The 16,710-nt window shown below is 61.6% G+C and carries 13 protein-coding genes; 3 read left to right on the top strand and 10 right to left on the bottom strand.

Annotated elements, in window-relative coordinates; all coding sequences use genetic code 11:
- Positions 1-61: 61 nt before the first annotated feature.
- A complete protein-coding gene (locus QQ992_RS15780; protein ID WP_286110220.1) occupies positions 62-1,774 on the bottom strand; it encodes an FAD-dependent oxidoreductase in 1,713 nt (570 codons plus the stop codon).
- 195 nt (positions 1,775-1,969) lie between these two features.
- Here QQ992_RS15780 and QQ992_RS15775 point away from each other — a divergent pair, with 195 nt between their 5' ends.
- The 3 genes from QQ992_RS15775 (at position 1,970) to QQ992_RS15765 (ending at position 4,783) form a co-directional block, all read left to right on the top strand.
- Complete coding sequence (locus tag QQ992_RS15775; RefSeq protein ID WP_286110219.1) at positions 1,970-2,746, top strand: IclR family transcriptional regulator; 777 nt, start codon at positions 1,970-1,972, stop codon at positions 2,744-2,746.
- Between the two features lie 139 nt (positions 2,747-2,885).
- Positions 2,886-3,938, top strand: coding sequence for a Gfo/Idh/MocA family protein (locus QQ992_RS15770; protein WP_286110218.1), 1,053 nt, complete (start codon positions 2,886-2,888; stop codon positions 3,936-3,938).
- A 29-nt stretch (positions 3,939-3,967) separates the two neighbouring features.
- The gene (locus QQ992_RS15765; RefSeq protein ID WP_286110217.1) at positions 3,968-4,783 is read left to right on the top strand and encodes a sugar phosphate isomerase/epimerase family protein; all 816 of its coding nucleotides are present in this window, start codon (positions 3,968-3,970) and stop codon (positions 4,781-4,783) included.
- Between the two features lie 205 nt (positions 4,784-4,988).
- On the opposite strand, the gene QQ992_RS15760 is transcribed toward QQ992_RS15765, so the two are convergent.
- From QQ992_RS15760 to tssK, 9 genes are all read right to left on the bottom strand, one after another.
- On the bottom strand, positions 4,989-6,278 hold the full coding sequence (locus QQ992_RS15760; protein ID WP_371059045.1) for an MFS transporter: 1,290 nt from the start codon (positions 6,276-6,278) through the stop codon (positions 4,989-4,991).
- A 231-nt stretch (positions 6,279-6,509) separates the two neighbouring features.
- Positions 6,510-6,767 (bottom strand): PAAR domain-containing protein, encoded by a 258-nt coding sequence (locus tag QQ992_RS15755; protein ID WP_016711089.1) that lies wholly within the window; start codon positions 6,765-6,767, stop codon positions 6,510-6,512.
- The gene (locus QQ992_RS15750; protein ID WP_286110216.1) at positions 6,764-7,654 is read right to left on the bottom strand and encodes a DUF6708 domain-containing protein; all 891 of its coding nucleotides are present in this window, start codon (positions 7,652-7,654) and stop codon (positions 6,764-6,766) included. The genes QQ992_RS15755 and QQ992_RS15750 overlap by 4 nt, the downstream gene beginning before the upstream one ends.
- A gap of 2 nt (positions 7,655-7,656) precedes the next feature.
- Complete coding sequence (locus QQ992_RS15745) at positions 7,657-10,647, bottom strand: T6SS effector BTH_I2691 family protein (RefSeq protein WP_286110215.1); 2,991 nt, start codon at positions 10,645-10,647, stop codon at positions 7,657-7,659.
- A complete protein-coding gene (locus QQ992_RS15740; RefSeq protein ID WP_286110214.1) occupies positions 10,640-11,572 on the bottom strand; it encodes a DUF4123 domain-containing protein in 933 nt (310 codons plus the stop codon). The genes QQ992_RS15745 and QQ992_RS15740 overlap by 8 nt, the downstream gene beginning before the upstream one ends.
- Positions 11,569-13,737, bottom strand: a complete 2,169-nt coding sequence (locus QQ992_RS15735; RefSeq protein WP_286110213.1) for a type VI secretion system Vgr family protein — start codon at positions 13,735-13,737, stop codon at positions 11,569-11,571. Before QQ992_RS15735 ends, QQ992_RS15740 begins: the two co-directional genes overlap by 4 nt.
- A gap of 73 nt (positions 13,738-13,810) precedes the next feature.
- Positions 13,811-14,326, bottom strand: coding sequence for an Hcp family type VI secretion system effector (locus tag QQ992_RS15730; protein WP_286110212.1), 516 nt, complete (start codon positions 14,324-14,326; stop codon positions 13,811-13,813).
- A gap of 132 nt (positions 14,327-14,458) precedes the next feature.
- Positions 14,459-15,322, bottom strand: coding sequence for a type IVB secretion system protein IcmH/DotU (gene icmH, locus QQ992_RS15725; protein WP_286110211.1), 864 nt, complete (start codon positions 15,320-15,322; stop codon positions 14,459-14,461).
- A gap of 1 nt (position 15,323) precedes the next feature.
- The gene (gene tssK, locus QQ992_RS15720) at positions 15,324-16,661 is read right to left on the bottom strand and encodes a type VI secretion system baseplate subunit TssK (protein ID WP_286110210.1); all 1,338 of its coding nucleotides are present in this window, start codon (positions 16,659-16,661) and stop codon (positions 15,324-15,326) included.
- Between the last annotated feature and the right edge of the window lie 49 nt (positions 16,662-16,710).

Raw genomic sequence — 16,710 nt, 5'->3', positions numbered from 1 at the left:
AACATTGGCCGGCTTTCGTGATGTTCAGTTTCTGGACACTGTCAGGCCATTTCAGCCCACCTCACTCATACGCCTGCACCCCGGCAATGTGCCGCCCGGCCACATAGCCAAAGGTCAGCGCTGGCCCCAGGTTGATGCCGCCCGACGGGTACCAGCCGCCAAACACGCTGGCCATGTCGGTACCCGCCGCATACAGGCCTGCGATGGGTTGCCCGGCTTCATCCAGCACCCGGGCACTGCCGTCGGTGCGCAACCCGGCAAAGGTACCAAAGCAGCCGGGCTGTACCTTCACCGCATAGAACGGCCCGTGTTCGATGGGCGCCACGCATGGGTTGGGGCCCTTGTGCTGCGGGTCGCCCTGTTTGCGGTTGAACGGCGTGGAGCCACGGCCAAATGCCGGGTCCTGGCCATTTCGTGCATGTTTGTTGAAGTCGCTGACCGTGGCACGCAACCCGGCCGGTTCAATGCCGCAGGCGTCCGCCAGCGCTTCAAGCGTGACACCCCGCTTGAGATAACCGCTGCGCACATGCGGCCACACCGGCAGCGGTGCCGGGCGGGCATGGCCCAGGCCAAACCGGCGCAAGAAGCGATGATCGCACACCAGCCACGAGCACACTTCTTCACCCTGCGGCACTGCCGCGACCATGGCCGACACATAGTCGTAATAGCCATGCGCTTCATTGACAAAGCGCTTGCCGTTGGCCAGCACGCCGATGATGCCTGGCTTGCCGCGCTCGATGATGTGCGGGAAGTGGCCGATGCTGCCATCGCGGTGTGGCACGCGTGAAACCGGCGCCCAGGCCACCGGCGACTTCAGGTTGGTGGCCACCACGCCGCCGGCCGCCTCGCCAAGGCGCAGCCCGTCACCGGAACACCCCTGTGGCGGCAGGGCCAGGTTGTCGTGGCCGCTGGCATCGCGCGGGAACAGCTGCTGGCGCCGGGCGCTGTCGTTGGGGAAGCCACCTGCTGCAAGCACCACGGCCTTGGCGCGGATCTGTCGCTCGCCCTGCGGCGTGGCCACCCGAGCCCCGCACACCCGGCCATCCTCGACCAGCAGGCTTTTGGCCGGCGCCGATTCCTGCAGGTGCACACCCAGGTCCTGTGCCGATTTGGCCAGCCGCGCCACCAGTGCCACGCCATTGACCAGGTGCATCGCCCGACCATACCGCGCCAGGTGATACAGGTGACGGCCAAACCGCTTGCATACGTGCAGCAGTGCCTTGGGCGAACGGGTCATGTTGAGGAAGGCCGCTAGGTCGGCACCGGCCATGATCGGCATGCCCATGAACGAGGTTTCGCGCAGGGTCTTGCGCAGGCGTGGCAGCAAGGTACCCACCTCGCGGGCATCGTAAGGCGCCGCGATCACCTGGTGCCCGCCCTGGGCTGCACCCGGCGTGTCGCCATGCATGTCCGGGATGCCGTTGCCGTCGGAAAACTGCAACGCCGTATGCTTCTCGAAAAACGCCACCATGTGCGGGCAAGCCTCAAGGAAGGCATCGACGCGCTCGGCGTTGTAGTGCGTCCCCAGTTCATGGCGCAGGTAAGTTCGCGGCTGCTCGATATCCTCCACGATGCCGGCCCGCTGTGCCAGCGGGTTACGTGGCACCCAGGCCCAGCCGCCGGACCAGGCGGTGGCACCGCCAAACACGGGCTCCTTCTCTACCACGATCACCCTCTGCCCATGCCAGGCCGCCGTCACGGCCGCAGCCAACCCGGCGGCGCCGGAGCCTATGACCAGTACATCGTATTCGGTATCCAGAGCAGCTGAGGGCATCGCGGTGTTCCTGTGTTGTTATTAGAACAAGGTTCCACATTTTTATCGGCAGCGCCTTTACCCGCAAGGGCATGGCAGCCCGCGCAGGCAACAACTGGGCGATAACCGGACACTTCAGCGCGACTTCGCTGTGGCCGCTATCGCTCATATGGAATCATCTTCTAGAATCCGCAAAAAAATCAGGGACCTGTAGTCATGGCTGGTAGTCAGATCGAACGCGCCTTCAGTCTTGTAGAAACCCTCACCGGCGAACCCCTGGGGCTGCCGTTGCAAACCCTGGCCGAGCGCCTGGACATTCCCAAAAGCGCCGCCCACCGCATGCTCACCGAGCTGGTGCGGCTGGGCTACGTGCGGCAGAACCGCGACAACAGCCGCTACCAACTGTCGGCCAAGCTGGTGGCTTTGGGGTTTCGCTACCTGTCGAGCAACGGTGCCGACATCATTCAGCCGATTCTCGACCGCCTGGCCCAGGACAGCGGTGAGCTGGTGCGCCTTGGCGTGATCGACGGTGCCCGCCAGACCTGGATCGCCAAGTCTCAGGGCGCCCGTTCCGGGCTGCGCTACGACCCGGACATGGGCCGCGATGCGCCGCTGTTCTACACCGCGTCCGGGCATGCCTGGCTGGCCAGCCTGGACGATGAGCAGGCGCTGCAGATGGTGTTGCGCCAAGGTATTGCCGACCCTGCGCAGTTCGGCCCCAACGCACCGCGTTCCACCGACGAGCTGCTCGCCTACCTGCACCGTGCCCGCGAGCGTGGTTATGCCTGGGTCGAGGAAACCTCGGCCATCGGCACCTCGGCCCTGGCTGCCGTGGTGCGCCGCCCGCACACTGACGAGGTGATCGGCGTATTGAGCATTGCCGGGCCCAGTGCACGGATGGCGAAAAGCCGCCTGACAGAGCTGGCGCCGCTACTGCTGGCTGCTGCACAAGAGCTGTCGGCGGCCAGCCGGGCAAGCGAATTGTTTGCCTGACGCGCATTTCCGGTCGATTACCGAACAGCTTGTCCTGCGGGTTCTTCTGAAAAGCTGAACTTGGTTCTAAATTGTGCTGTATGAATTATGGAATCGAATTCCATAATTCATACAACAACAATGACAAGAGGACAGGCTGTTGAACGCACCCCTTCGTATTGCCTTGATCGGCGCCGGTATCATGGGCCGCCAGCACTACCAGCACTTGCGCAATGTGCCACACGCCCAGCTATGCGCGGTGGCCGACCCCGGCCCGCAGGCCGAGGCTTTTGCCGCCGAATGCGGCGTACCCTGTTTTGCCGATCACCGGCAGATGCTGGAGCGCGCACGCCCCGAGGCAGTAATCGTTGCCAACCCGAACAACCTGCATGTGGCGACCGCCCTGGATTGCGTCGAAGCCGGCGTGCCGGTGCTGGTCGAAAAACCGGTGGGCGTGCACCTGGATGAGGTTCGCGTATTGGTAGAAGCATCGCGCCGTTGTGGCGTACCCGTGTTGGTCGGCCATCACCGGCGGCACAACCCGCTGATCGCCAAGGCGCACCAGGTGATTGCCGACGGCAAGCTGGGCCGGCTGATCAATGTCACCGCGCTGTGGCAGCTGCAAAAACCCGACAGCTATTTCGAAACGCCATGGCGCCGCGAACCGGGCGCCGGCTTCCTGTTGACCAACCTGATCCACGACCTCGACCTGCTGCGCCATCTGTGCGGCGAGGTGGTACAGGTGCAGGCATTCACCCGTAACGATGTACGTGGTTTTGCCAACGAAGACAGCGCGGCGGTGCTGCTGCAGTTCGCCAACGGCGCGCTGGGTAGCCTGACCGGCTCCGACGCGGTGGCGGCGCCGTGGAGCTGGGAGCTGGACTCTGGCGAAAGCCCGGTGTATCCGCGTCAGGATGGCCAGCCGTGCTACCTGCTGGCCGGCACTCAAGGGGCGCTGAGCATTCCCCAGCTCAAGCGCTGGCACTACGCCGAAGCGGGCTCGGGCTGGCACACACCGCTGCTTCAAAGCGAGGAGAGCATTCCCGCCGGCGAGGCCTTGACCCTGCAGTTGCAGCACTTCGTGCGGGTTGCCCGGGGCGAACAGGCGCCGCTGATCGATGCCGCCGACGGTGGCCGCACGCTGGCGCTGATCGAAGCGATCCGCCAGGCGGCGGAAACGGGCCGGGCTTGCGCGCCCGAGCACATCGCCTGACGCAACCTCTACTCTTTTGGTGACGATAAATGACTGACCGTATTTTCTCCCTTGCCGCCCTGACGGTACTCGAACTGTCCCCGCCAGAGATGGTCGAGGCGGCAGCCCGTGCCGGTTACAGCCACGTTGGCCTGCGCCTGGTGCCCGCCACCGAGCAGGAGCAGCACTTCCCGCTGGTGGCTGATGCCGAGCTGCGCCGGCAGACCCAGGCGCGCCTGCGCGACACCGGCATCAAGGTGCTCGACCTGGAAATCCTGCGCCTGAGGCCGGAGACCTGTGTGGCTGATTTCGAGCCGATCCTTGCGGTGGGCGCCGAACTGGGGGGCACTGAACTGCTGGTGGCTGGCAACGACCCCGATGAAGCACGCCTCACCGAGCGTTTTGCTGCCCTGTGTGAGCTGGCGGCGGGCTATGGCATTCACCCACACCTGGAGTTCATGCCCTGGACCGACGTGCGTGACCTGCGCCAGGCCATGCGGGTGGTAGCCAACGCCGACCGTGCCAACGGCTGTGTGCTGGTGGACGCGTTCCATTTCAACCGCTCCCGGTCTTCACTGGGCGACCTGGCGCAACTGGCGCCGCAGCGCATGCGCTATGCCCAGCTGTGCGACGTTGCCGGCCCGGTACCGGCCGACATGGATGAGATCCTGCGCCAGGCACGCAACGAGCGACGCTTCCCGGGTGAGGGTAATGCCGACCTTGCAGGCTTGCTGCGCGCCTTGCCGTCGAACGTACCGCTAAGCCTGGAAATTCCCACGCGGCAGTTGCTGGAACAAGGCATCAGCGGCGAACAGCGCGCACGTATGGCACTGGAGAAGGCCAGGGCGGTGTTGTCTTCAGTCTGACCGAGTACGTGGCGCATGGCACCGGCTATGCCGGTGTTCGCGGCTAAAGCCGCTCCCACAGGTGCAACGAATGGCTCGGGCTTGGCGTGCTACTTGTACGAGCGGGTTCACCCGCGAACACCGGCGCAGCCGGTGCCACGCTCACGGAATTGCGGACCAAAAAAAGGGCCCGCAAGGGCCCCGTAGAGGAAAGTGACTAGCGCACTCAGGCGCTTTCGACCTTGCGCGGTGCCATGAAGTACATCCACACCAGCGCCAGGAAGTACATGGCCGGAATCATGGTAAACAGCACGGCATAGTTGTTGTGGGTAGCGGTCAGCACGCTACCGACGATCTGCGTCATGAACATTCCGCCAATTGCCGCACACATGCTGCCAAAGCCGAACACCGTGCTCACCAGGTGCTTTGGCGTGTAGTCCATCACCAGGCTCCAGATATTCGCCGTCCACGCCTGGTGCGCGCCTACCGCCAGCGAGATGGCCGCCACCGCGACCCACAGGCCACTGGCGTTGGCGGCAAAGATGACGCTGAGCATGGTGCAGGCAAAGATCAACATGGATACCAGCCGCGCCGTGGTGGCACGCACGCCACGCCCGATCAGCCACGACGACAGAATGCCGCCGCCGATGCTGCCAAAGTCCGCAGTCAGCCAGATGATGATCAGCGGGATACCCATCTGGGTCACGTTGATGCCCAGGCTGTACTGCTGGTTAAGAAACGGCGGCAGCCAATACAGGTAGAACCAGAACACCGGCGCGGTAATCGCATAGGCCACCGCAAAAGCCCAGGTCCCGCGCAGGCGCAGGATGCGGCTGAACGGCACGCGGGTCGGCTCGGGCTCGTCATCCTGCTGGATGTACTGCACCTCGCTCTGACGCACGCTGGGGTGGTCTTCAGGGTTGTAGTACTTCAGCAGCCACAGCACCACCCACACCAGGCCCAGGCTACCCATGGCGATGAATGCGGCCTGCCAGCCCCACACGGCCAGAATCAGCGGCAGCAGGGCCGGGGTAACCATGGCGCCGACGTTGGTCCCGGCGTTGAACAGCCCGGTGGCAATCGCCCGCTCACCCGCCGGGAACCACAGCCGTACAGTCTTGACGCAGGCCGGGTAGTTGGCGGCCTCGGTCAGGCCCAGAATGAAGCGGCAGACCATGAAGCCGGCGGCCGAAGTCGCCAGGCCATGAGCACCGGTGGCCAGGCTCCACAGCAGCACGGCGAAGAAGAAGGCGCGTTTTACCCCCACCTTGTCGATCAGCCGGCCCTGCAGCAGAAAGCCGATCGCGTAACCGACCTGGAACCAGAAATTGATGTTGGCGTAGTCCATCGCCGTCCAGCTCATTTCCTTGGCCAGCACGGGTTGCATGATGCCGAGCGCGGCACGGTCGATGTAGTTCAGGGTGGTGGCGAAGAACACCAGGGCAAGCATGCCCCAACGGGTTTTGCCGACGCCGAACGCGCCGCGAAGCTTGTCGCCGATCGAACCCGGGTGCATCCGGGGTGCGGCGGGGGTGATCTTGGAGTGGTTCATAAACTGCTCGTTTCTTGAAATTGTATTCAGCTGCGGTGCTACGGATGCGTAACCGGTTCCCAGGCAGGGGGCACGCAAGGCCGGTGCATGGTGCGCAGTGAAGATGGCAGCGTCAATTCACGAGACGGGCTACTGTTCGGTTATCGAACGGTTGCGAGGTGCAAAAGAGACTGGCTAACGTGCTGATCGTCGTTGTCAGTCTATGAGCCAACCCGGGTCACCCTCGACTAGCGTGCCTCCATGGCTGGTGGTGTCCCCCTCCCTTGCTGCGGGCTGGCCCTCGATGATCGTGCAAGCTGCGCCCGTTTCGATGACGGCGCCACAACTGATGCGGTCGCCCACACGCGCCACGGCTCTGCCGTCCACGAAGGTTGCGCTTGCACCGGTCTGCACCGTGCCTTCGCCATGGATCGGGCAGCTGTGGCGATGGCCTACCAATACGATGGGTCTCATTTGCGCTTCCTTTTGTTGAGTTTAGCTGGGGTTTCTTCGAAGGCTTCAGGCGGCGGTGGCGCTGCTCTAACGTTGAACAGGCGGCAGATGCCGTACCAGCAAATGGCGACGGTGAGGTTGTAGGGGAACAGCACGGCCCAGAAGGGCAGTTGCCAGTTTTTCTTACCCTGCATTTCACCGGGCTCGCCGGTTCGCCAGGGGGCGTAGTGGCGCCAGGCTTCAGCCGGGGTCAGCCAGATGGCATGCAGGGGCTTGTGCCACCAGTTGGGTTCGCCGGGTGGGGGGAGTTTGTCGGGGCCGTGGGCCATGAAGTGGCGCAGGTATTCCCAGACCTCGGCGACGTGTCTGACGTCGGACTCGGTGGGTTCGTTGCTGTCGACCCACAGGCAGTCTTTTTGGTGGAGGCTGCCGTCCGCACGGCGCGGGGCGAAGGCGAGGGCGTAGCTGGTGCTGAAGGATGAACCGCCGTTTTCGGTGCGTTTGAAAAGGCCACCGCCGGTGTTGCTCCACTCAAAGACGAATACCTTGCTCAAGCGTTGATAGTAGATTTTTTGAGTTGAGCGGTTGAGGCAAATGGTTGATAAGCCTTTTATAAAGAAAATTCGATAAGCTAGGAAAGGAGTGAAGGCAAATGGAAAGATTAAAAATATGAGCATTAATGCAATGCTATCATTGTATAGGTCCAAGATGACTGGGAGTATTTGAGGGTAAAATCCAATGAGTGATATGGCTGTTATTGCGCAGTACAGTTTTCCCATAAATACGGAGTCTGTTACCCATGGGTTTCGCAGGCATAAAGTATTCTCGGATACGCTTGCCAGTTGTCCCCCAATTGCAGGCTTATGCCCAGAGTCTGACGTTGAATTGAATATCCAGATGGTTGCCATAATCAGCGCTCCAGACGAAAGATTGATTGGGCCTCATTGTCTTCGCTCAGGCCTTGATTGGCACTGTAAGTTAGATGCAGTGAGACATGGTCTTGGTCGGCTAGTGTGTTCTCGAAATGCAGAACCAAACCAGCACTTGTGATGTGGCCGGTCGGGACGATTGGAAACACGTCCATTCCTTGGTCATCACGGAGGGTGCCCAAGCTTCCTGACCATTCGCTTACGCCTAGAACAAAGCCTGGTAGCAGTACGGTGAACTCAACGGTTGGTTGAGGTGTGGCTACTTCATTATGTGTAATGGCTGTCCAGTTTGGTGGGGACCAGTGATCGTTCTGATGCCATCGGGTGTCGACTTTAGTTATGCCGAGTGATACAGCCTGCTCGGCGGATAGTAGCTTGGGTCCGTAATGTTCGTTGTGCCACGCTTTGACCTCGGCTTGTAGTGAGGCGTAAGCAGGAAGTTTTTTCTCATGGTTTAAGGCAATGTCAGGACGCACCTCTCCATCATTGATGCGATTGCCGAAGATGCTGCGTGCGGCCCAAAGCTCAATTGGGCTGTGAAGGCGTTCATGCGCCTTGGCATTTAGATAGAGGCCCCCTGCAATGATGCCTACGCCTACCAGGACCAGGGCAGCTGCAGCCCATCCGGCAAAGGGCACTAATGTTGTCGCGCCCGCAACGGCAAGAGCTGCTTCAAGGGTGACAGCAGAGCCAATGGCCATGATTAATCCACCAACCGCAGTGTAACCGGCCGCAGTTAGATCACCGTTGCTGTACTGTCGCAGCGCCTTAGCACCGTCCGCGAAGAAACCAAATGCTATTGCCGGATAACCAACCAAGCGTGCAAACAGATTACTGCTTAGAAACTTGATAATTCCATTGCCAAACGCCATCCCTGGCGCTGTCGAACTTAACCGCAGCATCACGGCCTTCTGCGTGGCCCTTACGCTAACCAGCGTCGCCGCTGCTGCACCGATCACCCCGAAAATCGACGAAGCAAAACCCAAGGTGTATTCCGGTGCATTGCTCTTTTGCAGGCTGTTGTAGGCCGTCTGGAGCGATAGGATGTTGTACCACAGCATCCCCGCGTTCAAACCACCGCCTCCACCCGAGGTAAGCATTCCGAGGAAGTTGGGCTTCACCCGTACATTGGTGGTCAGTTCGATCGAGATCGTCCGGCTCCCTGAGATGCTCAGCTGCTTCATCTCTTCAACCTGCGCCATGCCATTCTTCAGGTACTTCTCCACCTCCTGGCTGAACGGGTTGTTCTTGATGGCCTCCCCGGTGATTCGGTAGCGCGCTGCCAACAACCCCAGCGCTTTCTCGGCATTCGCTTCACGCGCCGCCAACAACACCTGCTGGCGCAGGCCATGGCTGGCGTCCCAGCGGGTTTGCCCGCGCAGGCGCTTGAGCACCACGGTATTGACCGACTGGGCGGTAAGGTCGGTGATGTTGGCCATGGCCGGGAAGCGACCGGCCAGCCCCTCGATCACATTGTCTACGGCGCCGAACAGGCTGCCGATCGAATCGGCCTTGTCCTTGAACGGGTTGAAGGGCGCCAGGGCGGTGTACAGCGGGCTGTCGTCCCGGTCCAGCCACTGTTCCAGGCGTTTGAAGCGCCGATCCAGCGCTTCGGCGCCCGGCGTCGGTTGGCCCATCGGGTGAATCAGCAGCGCCAGGGAGATTTCCAGGCCTCGGGCGGACACGATTTCGTCGCGGTCGTAGCAGGCCAGGGCGGCGGCCAGGCTGTAGGGGTTGTCGATATGTTCGGGCTCGGCCGTCGCCAGCCAGGCGTCATGGTCGTTGCTGGCGTGCAAAGCCTGGTTGCGCAGGGCGGCCATCCGGCGTCCCAGCGCGTCGCGTTCGGCGAGGAAGCGCCGGTATTTGTCCAGATCGAGGCGCTGTGCCAGGCGCGCGCCGTGGGGGGAGTAGTCCTTGTGGGTGAGGGCCTGGAAATGTGACTCGGCGGGCGACAGGGCGGGGCCCCGGCGTTCCGTGCCCAGCCGGAACGCGGCGAGTTCCGGCGAGGCAGCGTCGGCCGGATACATACTCTCCAGCGTCTTGTTCAGCAGCATGGCCACCAGGTTGCGATGGTGAAAATCACGGCTCTGCGTGCTCAACTGTTCGGCATCCAGCTGGAAGCACGCCGGTACGCGTTCGTGCTCGGGCGGTTGGGCGGGTTTGGTGTGTTGCAGCTGCTCGGCGGGCATCAGGTCGCGCAGCTGGTGCTGGTAGGCCGACACCGACAGGCTGAGGTCCAGGGCCATGCCTTCGGCGTCGGCGAGTGCGACCACCACCGGCACTTTGGGTTGGGTCCAGGGATAGTGCCGGGCCACGGCGACGAGGTTGCCGATGGGCAAGGTGTCGGTGATCGGGTCGCTGCTCCAGCTCAGCGGCATGCGCCGCTCGGTGGGCTTGAAGTCTTCGACCCAGGTTTGCAGGGCACTGACCGGCAAGACATGGGGCTGGGTCGAGGGTGCCCGGTTGCCGGCTATCAGTTCGGCCATGTCCAGCCGGCGCATGTGCCGTTTACGCAGGGCGGGCGAGCCGGTGATGCGGGCGGTCATGGCGTTGGTCCACAGGTGTGGGCTGTAACCGATCCACACCTCCTTGGCGGTATCGGGGCAGGTGTCGGCCCATACCCAGCCCATGGGGCGACTGGACAGGTAGCGGTCACGCCGGTGGTAGCCATCCAGCCCTTTGTAGAGCAGTTCCTTGTAGAGGCCCGCGCCAACGTACTCATGGATGACCAGCTTCTGGCCCAGAGCGCCTTTCATGAACACGTAGACATAACCCGGGCGCAATGCGCGGAGGGTATAGGCGGAGCGCTGCAGCGGGGCGAAGCCCTGTTCCAGGTTGAAGCCTGAGTCGGTGTAACGGCAGGCGGGTGCGTCAGCGGTGCGCGGCACGATGGCATAGCGAAGGGGCAGAATGGGGACGCGTGCGCTGCAGGCCGGGCCGGAGGTGGCGCTGCTGACACTGTTGTCATTCATGGTTGGATTCCTTGCTGTCGACCAAGGCGTTCAGTTCGTAGAGGCGGCCCTGTGGAGACTCCTCGAGGTTGGTGTAGATCTTCCCGGCCTGGTCATCGGTCATGAGCCACATGTGCCTGGCAATCAGCCTGATGAACTCCCCGGCGACCTCCTCATCGCGAAAGTTGAGGGCTTTCAGTTGTGGCAGCAGGCTTTCAATCCATTGCCTGATGTCGGCCAGTGTGTGGGTGGCGTGCTGTGGCAGGGCTACCACCTCGCGTGCCAACGTGAGCACGAAATGCTCGTGCATGCCTGCCTGCAGCCGCTCAAGTTCAAGCCTGCCAAGTGAGAGCGGGGCTTGCGAAAAGGAGCGTGCATCGGTCGGGCTGCGTTCGAGTGATTTCCACGCGTGAGCTGGCCCCCAGTTGACTCGCCAGGCCAGCGAAGTCACAGGCCCGAGCCATGCATCCCGATGCTCTTCATCCAGTGCATCCAGCCAGGCCGCCAGGTGGTCCGGGTTGAACTGGAAAGTGGCCAGCCCCTGATCTGGAAGCGAAATTTGTACAAGGCTGGTGAAATGGTCTGCCAACTGGGCAAGGCCAATCTCGGCATCCAGTGCAATGACGCCGCCAACGGGCATCCAGGTAGCGATTGCATGGGCAAGCAGTTCTGGTGCATCTGACACAGCTACCAGCAACGGCCCGAAGTCATGGCGTTCGTCCAGAGCGCTGCGCCTCCACAGCCACGCATGCTGGGTGTTCAGGCTGACATCATTGATAAGCTCAAGCACCGAAGGGGCATAGGCGGGTACCAGCTCACCATTGGCAAGTATTCGGGTTATAGGCCGGTAGGCCCAGTACTCGATCACGCGGCTTTCGAGCAGCAGAAAGCGAGCGTTCTTCCCGAAGTGCTCGCTGGGTTGTGAGAGGGTGGTTGTTGTACTCATTGGCCTGGCCCTCGCATACAGCGGCAGTCGGGCATGGCGCAGGTGCCATCGGCGCGGCGCCCGCACTGGCGCTCCAGAGGTTTGCCAGTGACCGGCGTACCGCTGATTGAAAAGGGGTTGGTTGCCCCGTCTGCAGACTTGAGCATCTGACCGTTGATGCGAATCGTCGGGCTGTCCAGCGTGATGCCTGTCTCGTCGATCCGGATGGCGCCCCCAGGGCCCTGGATGATCACCGCTTCCGCTGTGCGAAGCTCATAGCGGCGTGTTCGCCTGCGGATTTCCTCACGGGCTTCAAGCACTGCAAGCCCTTCGACCTGCTGATTGAGGTTACCGCCGATATGGGTGTGGTGATTGGCAGTGATCCGGTCGTGGCGGTGATTACCGATGGTTTCAACGCGGTCTTTGGCAATATTGATGGTCTGGTTGCGACCTATATCGAGCGCGGCGTCCTGGCCAATGGTGACGCGCTCATCATTGCCAACCGTTTCCGTGCGGTCACGGCCAATCAGAATGGTTTCGTCGTTACTGACCTGTTCATGGCGATCATTGCCGACCTGTGTCGTCTCGTCGTGCTTGACCACGTTGTTCTGGTCTTTCTGGGCATGGATGAACACCTCTTCCTGGCCCAGTTCATCTTCAAAACGCAGTTCATTGAAGCCATCACCCTTGTGGGTCTGGCTTTTGATGGTCATGCGGGTCTTGTGTCGGGGCAGGTCGTAAGGCGGTAGCTGGTCACCGCAGTAGGTGCGCCCGGTGATCATTGGCTGGTCAGGGTCGCCGTTGACGTAATGGATGATCACGTCCTGGCCGACACGCGGGATAGCCATCGAGCCCCAGCTACCGCCGGCCCAGCCTTGGGATACCCGTACCCAGCATGAACTGAACGCGTTGTCCTGGCTTTCGCGGTCCCAGGGGAAGCTGACCTTCACCCGGCCCCACTCATCGCAATAGATTTCCTCACCTGGCGGCCCGACAACGGTCGCCATGTGGGGGCCATCAACCCGTGGCCTGGGCAGCGGGGCAGGGCGCCATTCAGTTCGGCCTGGCACCAGTAGCGCTTTTTGTTCGTAGCGTGTGCCTTGGTCGGCACCGGCCGATTCTTCCTGCAGGCTGGTGAACTGGCTGCCTTCGTGGGTGACCGTGTTTGCCCGCCAGTGCACATTCAGGTCTTCCCGGGGGTGGCCGGTCAGGGTGAAACTCAGGCCCGGTTGCAGGCGTACATCGTCGCCTCGGACTTCGGCAATGCGTACGTCGTGGCGCAGGGCGGTGATGCGGTTTTCGGTGAACGGCTTGCCGACGGCATCGCGCTTGTAGCGGCCGGGGTAGTCGAAGCACTCATAGTCCGTGGACTGGTGTTCCAGATGGGGCCCCGAGGCCCGATGTTCCTGGCGATAGGCTGGGTGGGTGAAGGTGTAATCGCGCTGAACCTGGCGTGCGGTTCGCACATGTTCGCTGTAGCGCAAGTGTTGCAGACAAGGGGTGTGTCGGGCGCCCCCGCTGTTGGCGTGGTACAGCACGGTGTAAGGCTTGGCAGGTTCGTTACCCTCGACGAAGCCTTCGTCCTCATCCTCGCCATGGGCTGTGTCGCACTCGATATGCCCCAATGTGAGCAGCCGGTCGGTGATGATCAGCTTGTGCTGCTTTTCAGTGTGCTCAAACCGATAGACCATGCCTTCTTCAGCAGCGATGCGGGCAAAGAAGTCGAGATCGGTTTCGCCAGCCTGTACGCAGAATTCCCGAACGTGGTAGTCGAAGCCGGTGCCGAATTGGTACTGGACGATACCTTGACGCTTGAGCATCAGTTCGAGAATTTGCGGGGCGGTCTTGTGCTGGAAGATGCGCCAGTTCGAGCGCAGCCTGGCGCGGGCCAGTTGGGGCTCGACCAAGGCATGGTAGTAGGTACGGCAGAAGCCACTCTCGCCCTGGCTGAAGCTGCTGACCAGGCCGTGTACGTACCGTACGGGGCGTTCACCCTGCCAGATGGTGAAGAGCACGGGTTTGTCGAGCAGGTGGCCGAAGTCGATGTCGTGTTCGAAGCTGACCAGCTCCAGGGTCAATGTAAACGGTTGGCTGAGCGCTTCTTCGAGCTTGAATGACACCACTTCGAACTCAGCGTTGCCAACGAGGGGCTGGAAGCTGTATCGCAAGTCAGATTGGCTGGGCATAAGCAGTCCTTGTCCGTCGTCTGAGACTTCGAAGTGCCCAGGCAGATCATGGCTGCCCGGGCTTTTCGTTAGATCAGACGATCGGTTTACGCCAATCGTCAGAGCCTAACGTACCTGAAACCTCGTGTGTCCAAGTGATCTTGCGGTATGACAGGGCCACTTCGACCAGCTGCGTGTAATGCTCGTTTTTCTGATTCTGGGCATGCGGAAGGACGGTATTGATGTCCACGATGGTGGCGTCCTCCAGCTTGGTGGTGAAGAAGTGCTCCTGCTTGCCTTCCACTGAGGTGCGATACCAGTTCACTTCAACGACCGGCAGCATTTCGCCGCTGGCCAGGGCCTGGTACATCAGTGGTGTGGCTTTGTTCAATGAACTGGTGAAAACAAAGGACTTATGCACCCTTTGGCCAGCAGGCTGGCCACTTTGCGGATCGGTGGGGACGGTTACCTGGTGCTTGATCTCCTGCACCAGAATTTCGTCTTCATGGCCCTCGACGAACACATTGCCGACGGAGTCGGACGTGAATGCACCTGCGGTGATGTTGCCTTGGGTCTTGCCTTCGATCTTGATGTAAGCGGGTGTTGGCATGGCAGTTTCTCCTGCGTCCATGTGGATTAGCACGCACACCACAGGTGGCGTGGCCATCGAAAACGATGGGCTTTTCAATGAGGCAGATGCCTCGCTAATGGGGTGAATTCGGTGGGTGCATGTAGCCTTCGCCTACTGCTGCAGGATGGCGTTGAGCGACTCCAGTACCTCGGTGGTAATCAGGTGCAGGCGGTAGCTGTAGATGCCGTAGGCCACTGCCATGGCGATGGCGGAAATCACCAAAGGGCTCCACCAGGGCCATTGCCGGTTCATGCGGAAGTTGCGTGGGGCCACATTGGTGTAGGGGTCGCAGACTTCTTCAGGGGTGGGGCCACGCAGCTCGCGGATGATCCCGTGCAGTTGGTGAATCAGTGCAGTGACGGTTTCTTCACCTTTCGGCGCCAGCGCATACTTGCCCCTCAGCCCAAGGCAAAGGGCGAAGTACATGAACTCCAGCACGTCCTGATAACGCTTGGGCTCCTGCATCAGGCGCGAGATCACGGTGAAGATCTTTTCTCCGCCCCAGGTCTCGTCGTGGAAGATGCTCAGTAAGGGTTCCTGGCTCCAGCAACTGCTTTTGCCCCAGGGCCGCTCCATGACGGCTTCGTCGATGAACAGGCACAGGCCGTAGGTATACGCCAGCAGCTGAGCGGGCTCGTACCCGTGCTGGCGCATTTCTTCCTGAATGTTGTCGATCTGGTTGCGCACTTGCTGGTGCACATCTTTGATATTTGGCAATTCGTCCAGCGTACGCAGGCGTATGACCAAGCCAAACAGCGGTGATGCGGCATCCAGCATCAGGTTGGCGAACCCGCCCCGCAGTTGAAACTGCGGGTCGGCGGGATAGCCTTCATAAACAGGCTCAGGCTTTGGCGCAGAGGCTTGCGCATTGGCCGGCGCGGCCTGGTCGTCGGGTGCTGACGGTTTAAGGGTTGTAGTCAGCTGACTGACTTCGGCGTTTGTTGCATCGGTGCGGGTAGTCGTGTCATCTGCCATCTCACTGACTCCTGATCGCCCAGAACTGCAGTTCGAGGCCGGGGAACTCGCCCGCAATGTGGAGACCAAAGCCATTGGCCTCGGCCATGCACGCCCAGGCCGGGTCGCGCCTGTTCACCTCGAAGTAACTGAAACCCGCGTGAAAAGGCAGGTCGCGCGGCGCCACCGGCAAAGGCAACAAGGGGATGCCCGGCAGTTGCAGCGGCACCAGGTCGTACAGCGACTCCAGTGAGGTGATCTTGGCTTTCTGGATGAACATCTGGCGCAACACCTGCGGTGGCAGGTCGGCGCGCACGGCAAGGATGAAGTCGGCTTCGTCGATCAGACGGCGGTCTTCCAGCCTGGTCGTCATCACACCGAACGCTTCGTTCACCAGCGGCAGTGAAACGGCGCGCGGCTGCAGGACGGTGCTCAGGGCGCGGCGCAAGGTGTCTTCCAGCGGCTTGAACGAAGTACGCAGCGCCATGTGGTGATACGCGGGGTAATCTTGCGGGAGCCTGTTTTCGTCGGTGAACGTGACAAACTCGCCACAGGCCTGGCTCATGCACAGGTAAAGCTGCTCGGGGTGCGTTTGCGCTTGCCGGGCCAGGTGCTGAAAGCACGGCCACCAGCGGTTCATGGCCTGCAGCAGGTTGAAGTCGCGAATGTCGGCGATGCCGGACTGGCCCGAGGCGCCAATACGCTTGGCAAGGCCTCGCGCTCGCTCGCGCAGGGTATTGGTCATTTCGTCAAGGAACCGCTGCAGTGCCGGCACCGCCCGCACCGACACGCTGGTGGGGTAGAAGGTTTCGTCCAGTTGCAGGCTGCCGTCGGGGCGCCGCTCCAGGATGCGTGCCATGGCCAGGCGTGTGTAGGCACTGCTGTCTTCAGCCTTGCGTTTTAGCTGCAGGTTGGGCATGGCAAGGTCTACCTGTACCAGGTCACCGTCCGCAGAATGGGTGTCCTTGATTTCCTGTGGCTGGGCGGTGTAGCGGAAGTTGGCGGCATTGTCGGGCCAGCTCACTTCGCAGCCCCCCTCGGTGCGCAGCGGCAGGCACAGATACACCTCGCTGTCCTTGCACGCGTCGTCGTCGATTTCCAGCGGTGGCGGCGGCGGCAGGTCGGCGGGGATGTCGAACACCGTGCCGTCCGGCATGACACCCCGCGCCCGGGTGATGGCGATCTTGCCCAGGCTCAGGTACTCGTCGTTCAGCTGTAGCTCGCTAAAGCCGTAGAAGGCTGCGTTCAGGCTGGCAAGGCGCTGGTGGAGGGCGGCTTCACCCGCACGGGCTGCTTGCTGGAAATGCTGTGGTTTTACGAACAGGCCTTCGGGCCAAAGAACGGGATTGCGTGAACTCATGGGCACTCCGTGTCAGCGTGAGTAAGCGGGAAGGGCAAAGGGAAGTAGA

The sequence above is a fragment of the Pseudomonas kurunegalensis genome, from assembly GCF_030291635.1.
Classification (GTDB): Bacteria; Pseudomonadota; Gammaproteobacteria; order Pseudomonadales; family Pseudomonadaceae; genus Aquipseudomonas; species Aquipseudomonas monteilii.
Note: the sequence above shows the minus strand (reverse complement) of the source record. Positions and strands in the feature narration are given on the sequence as shown.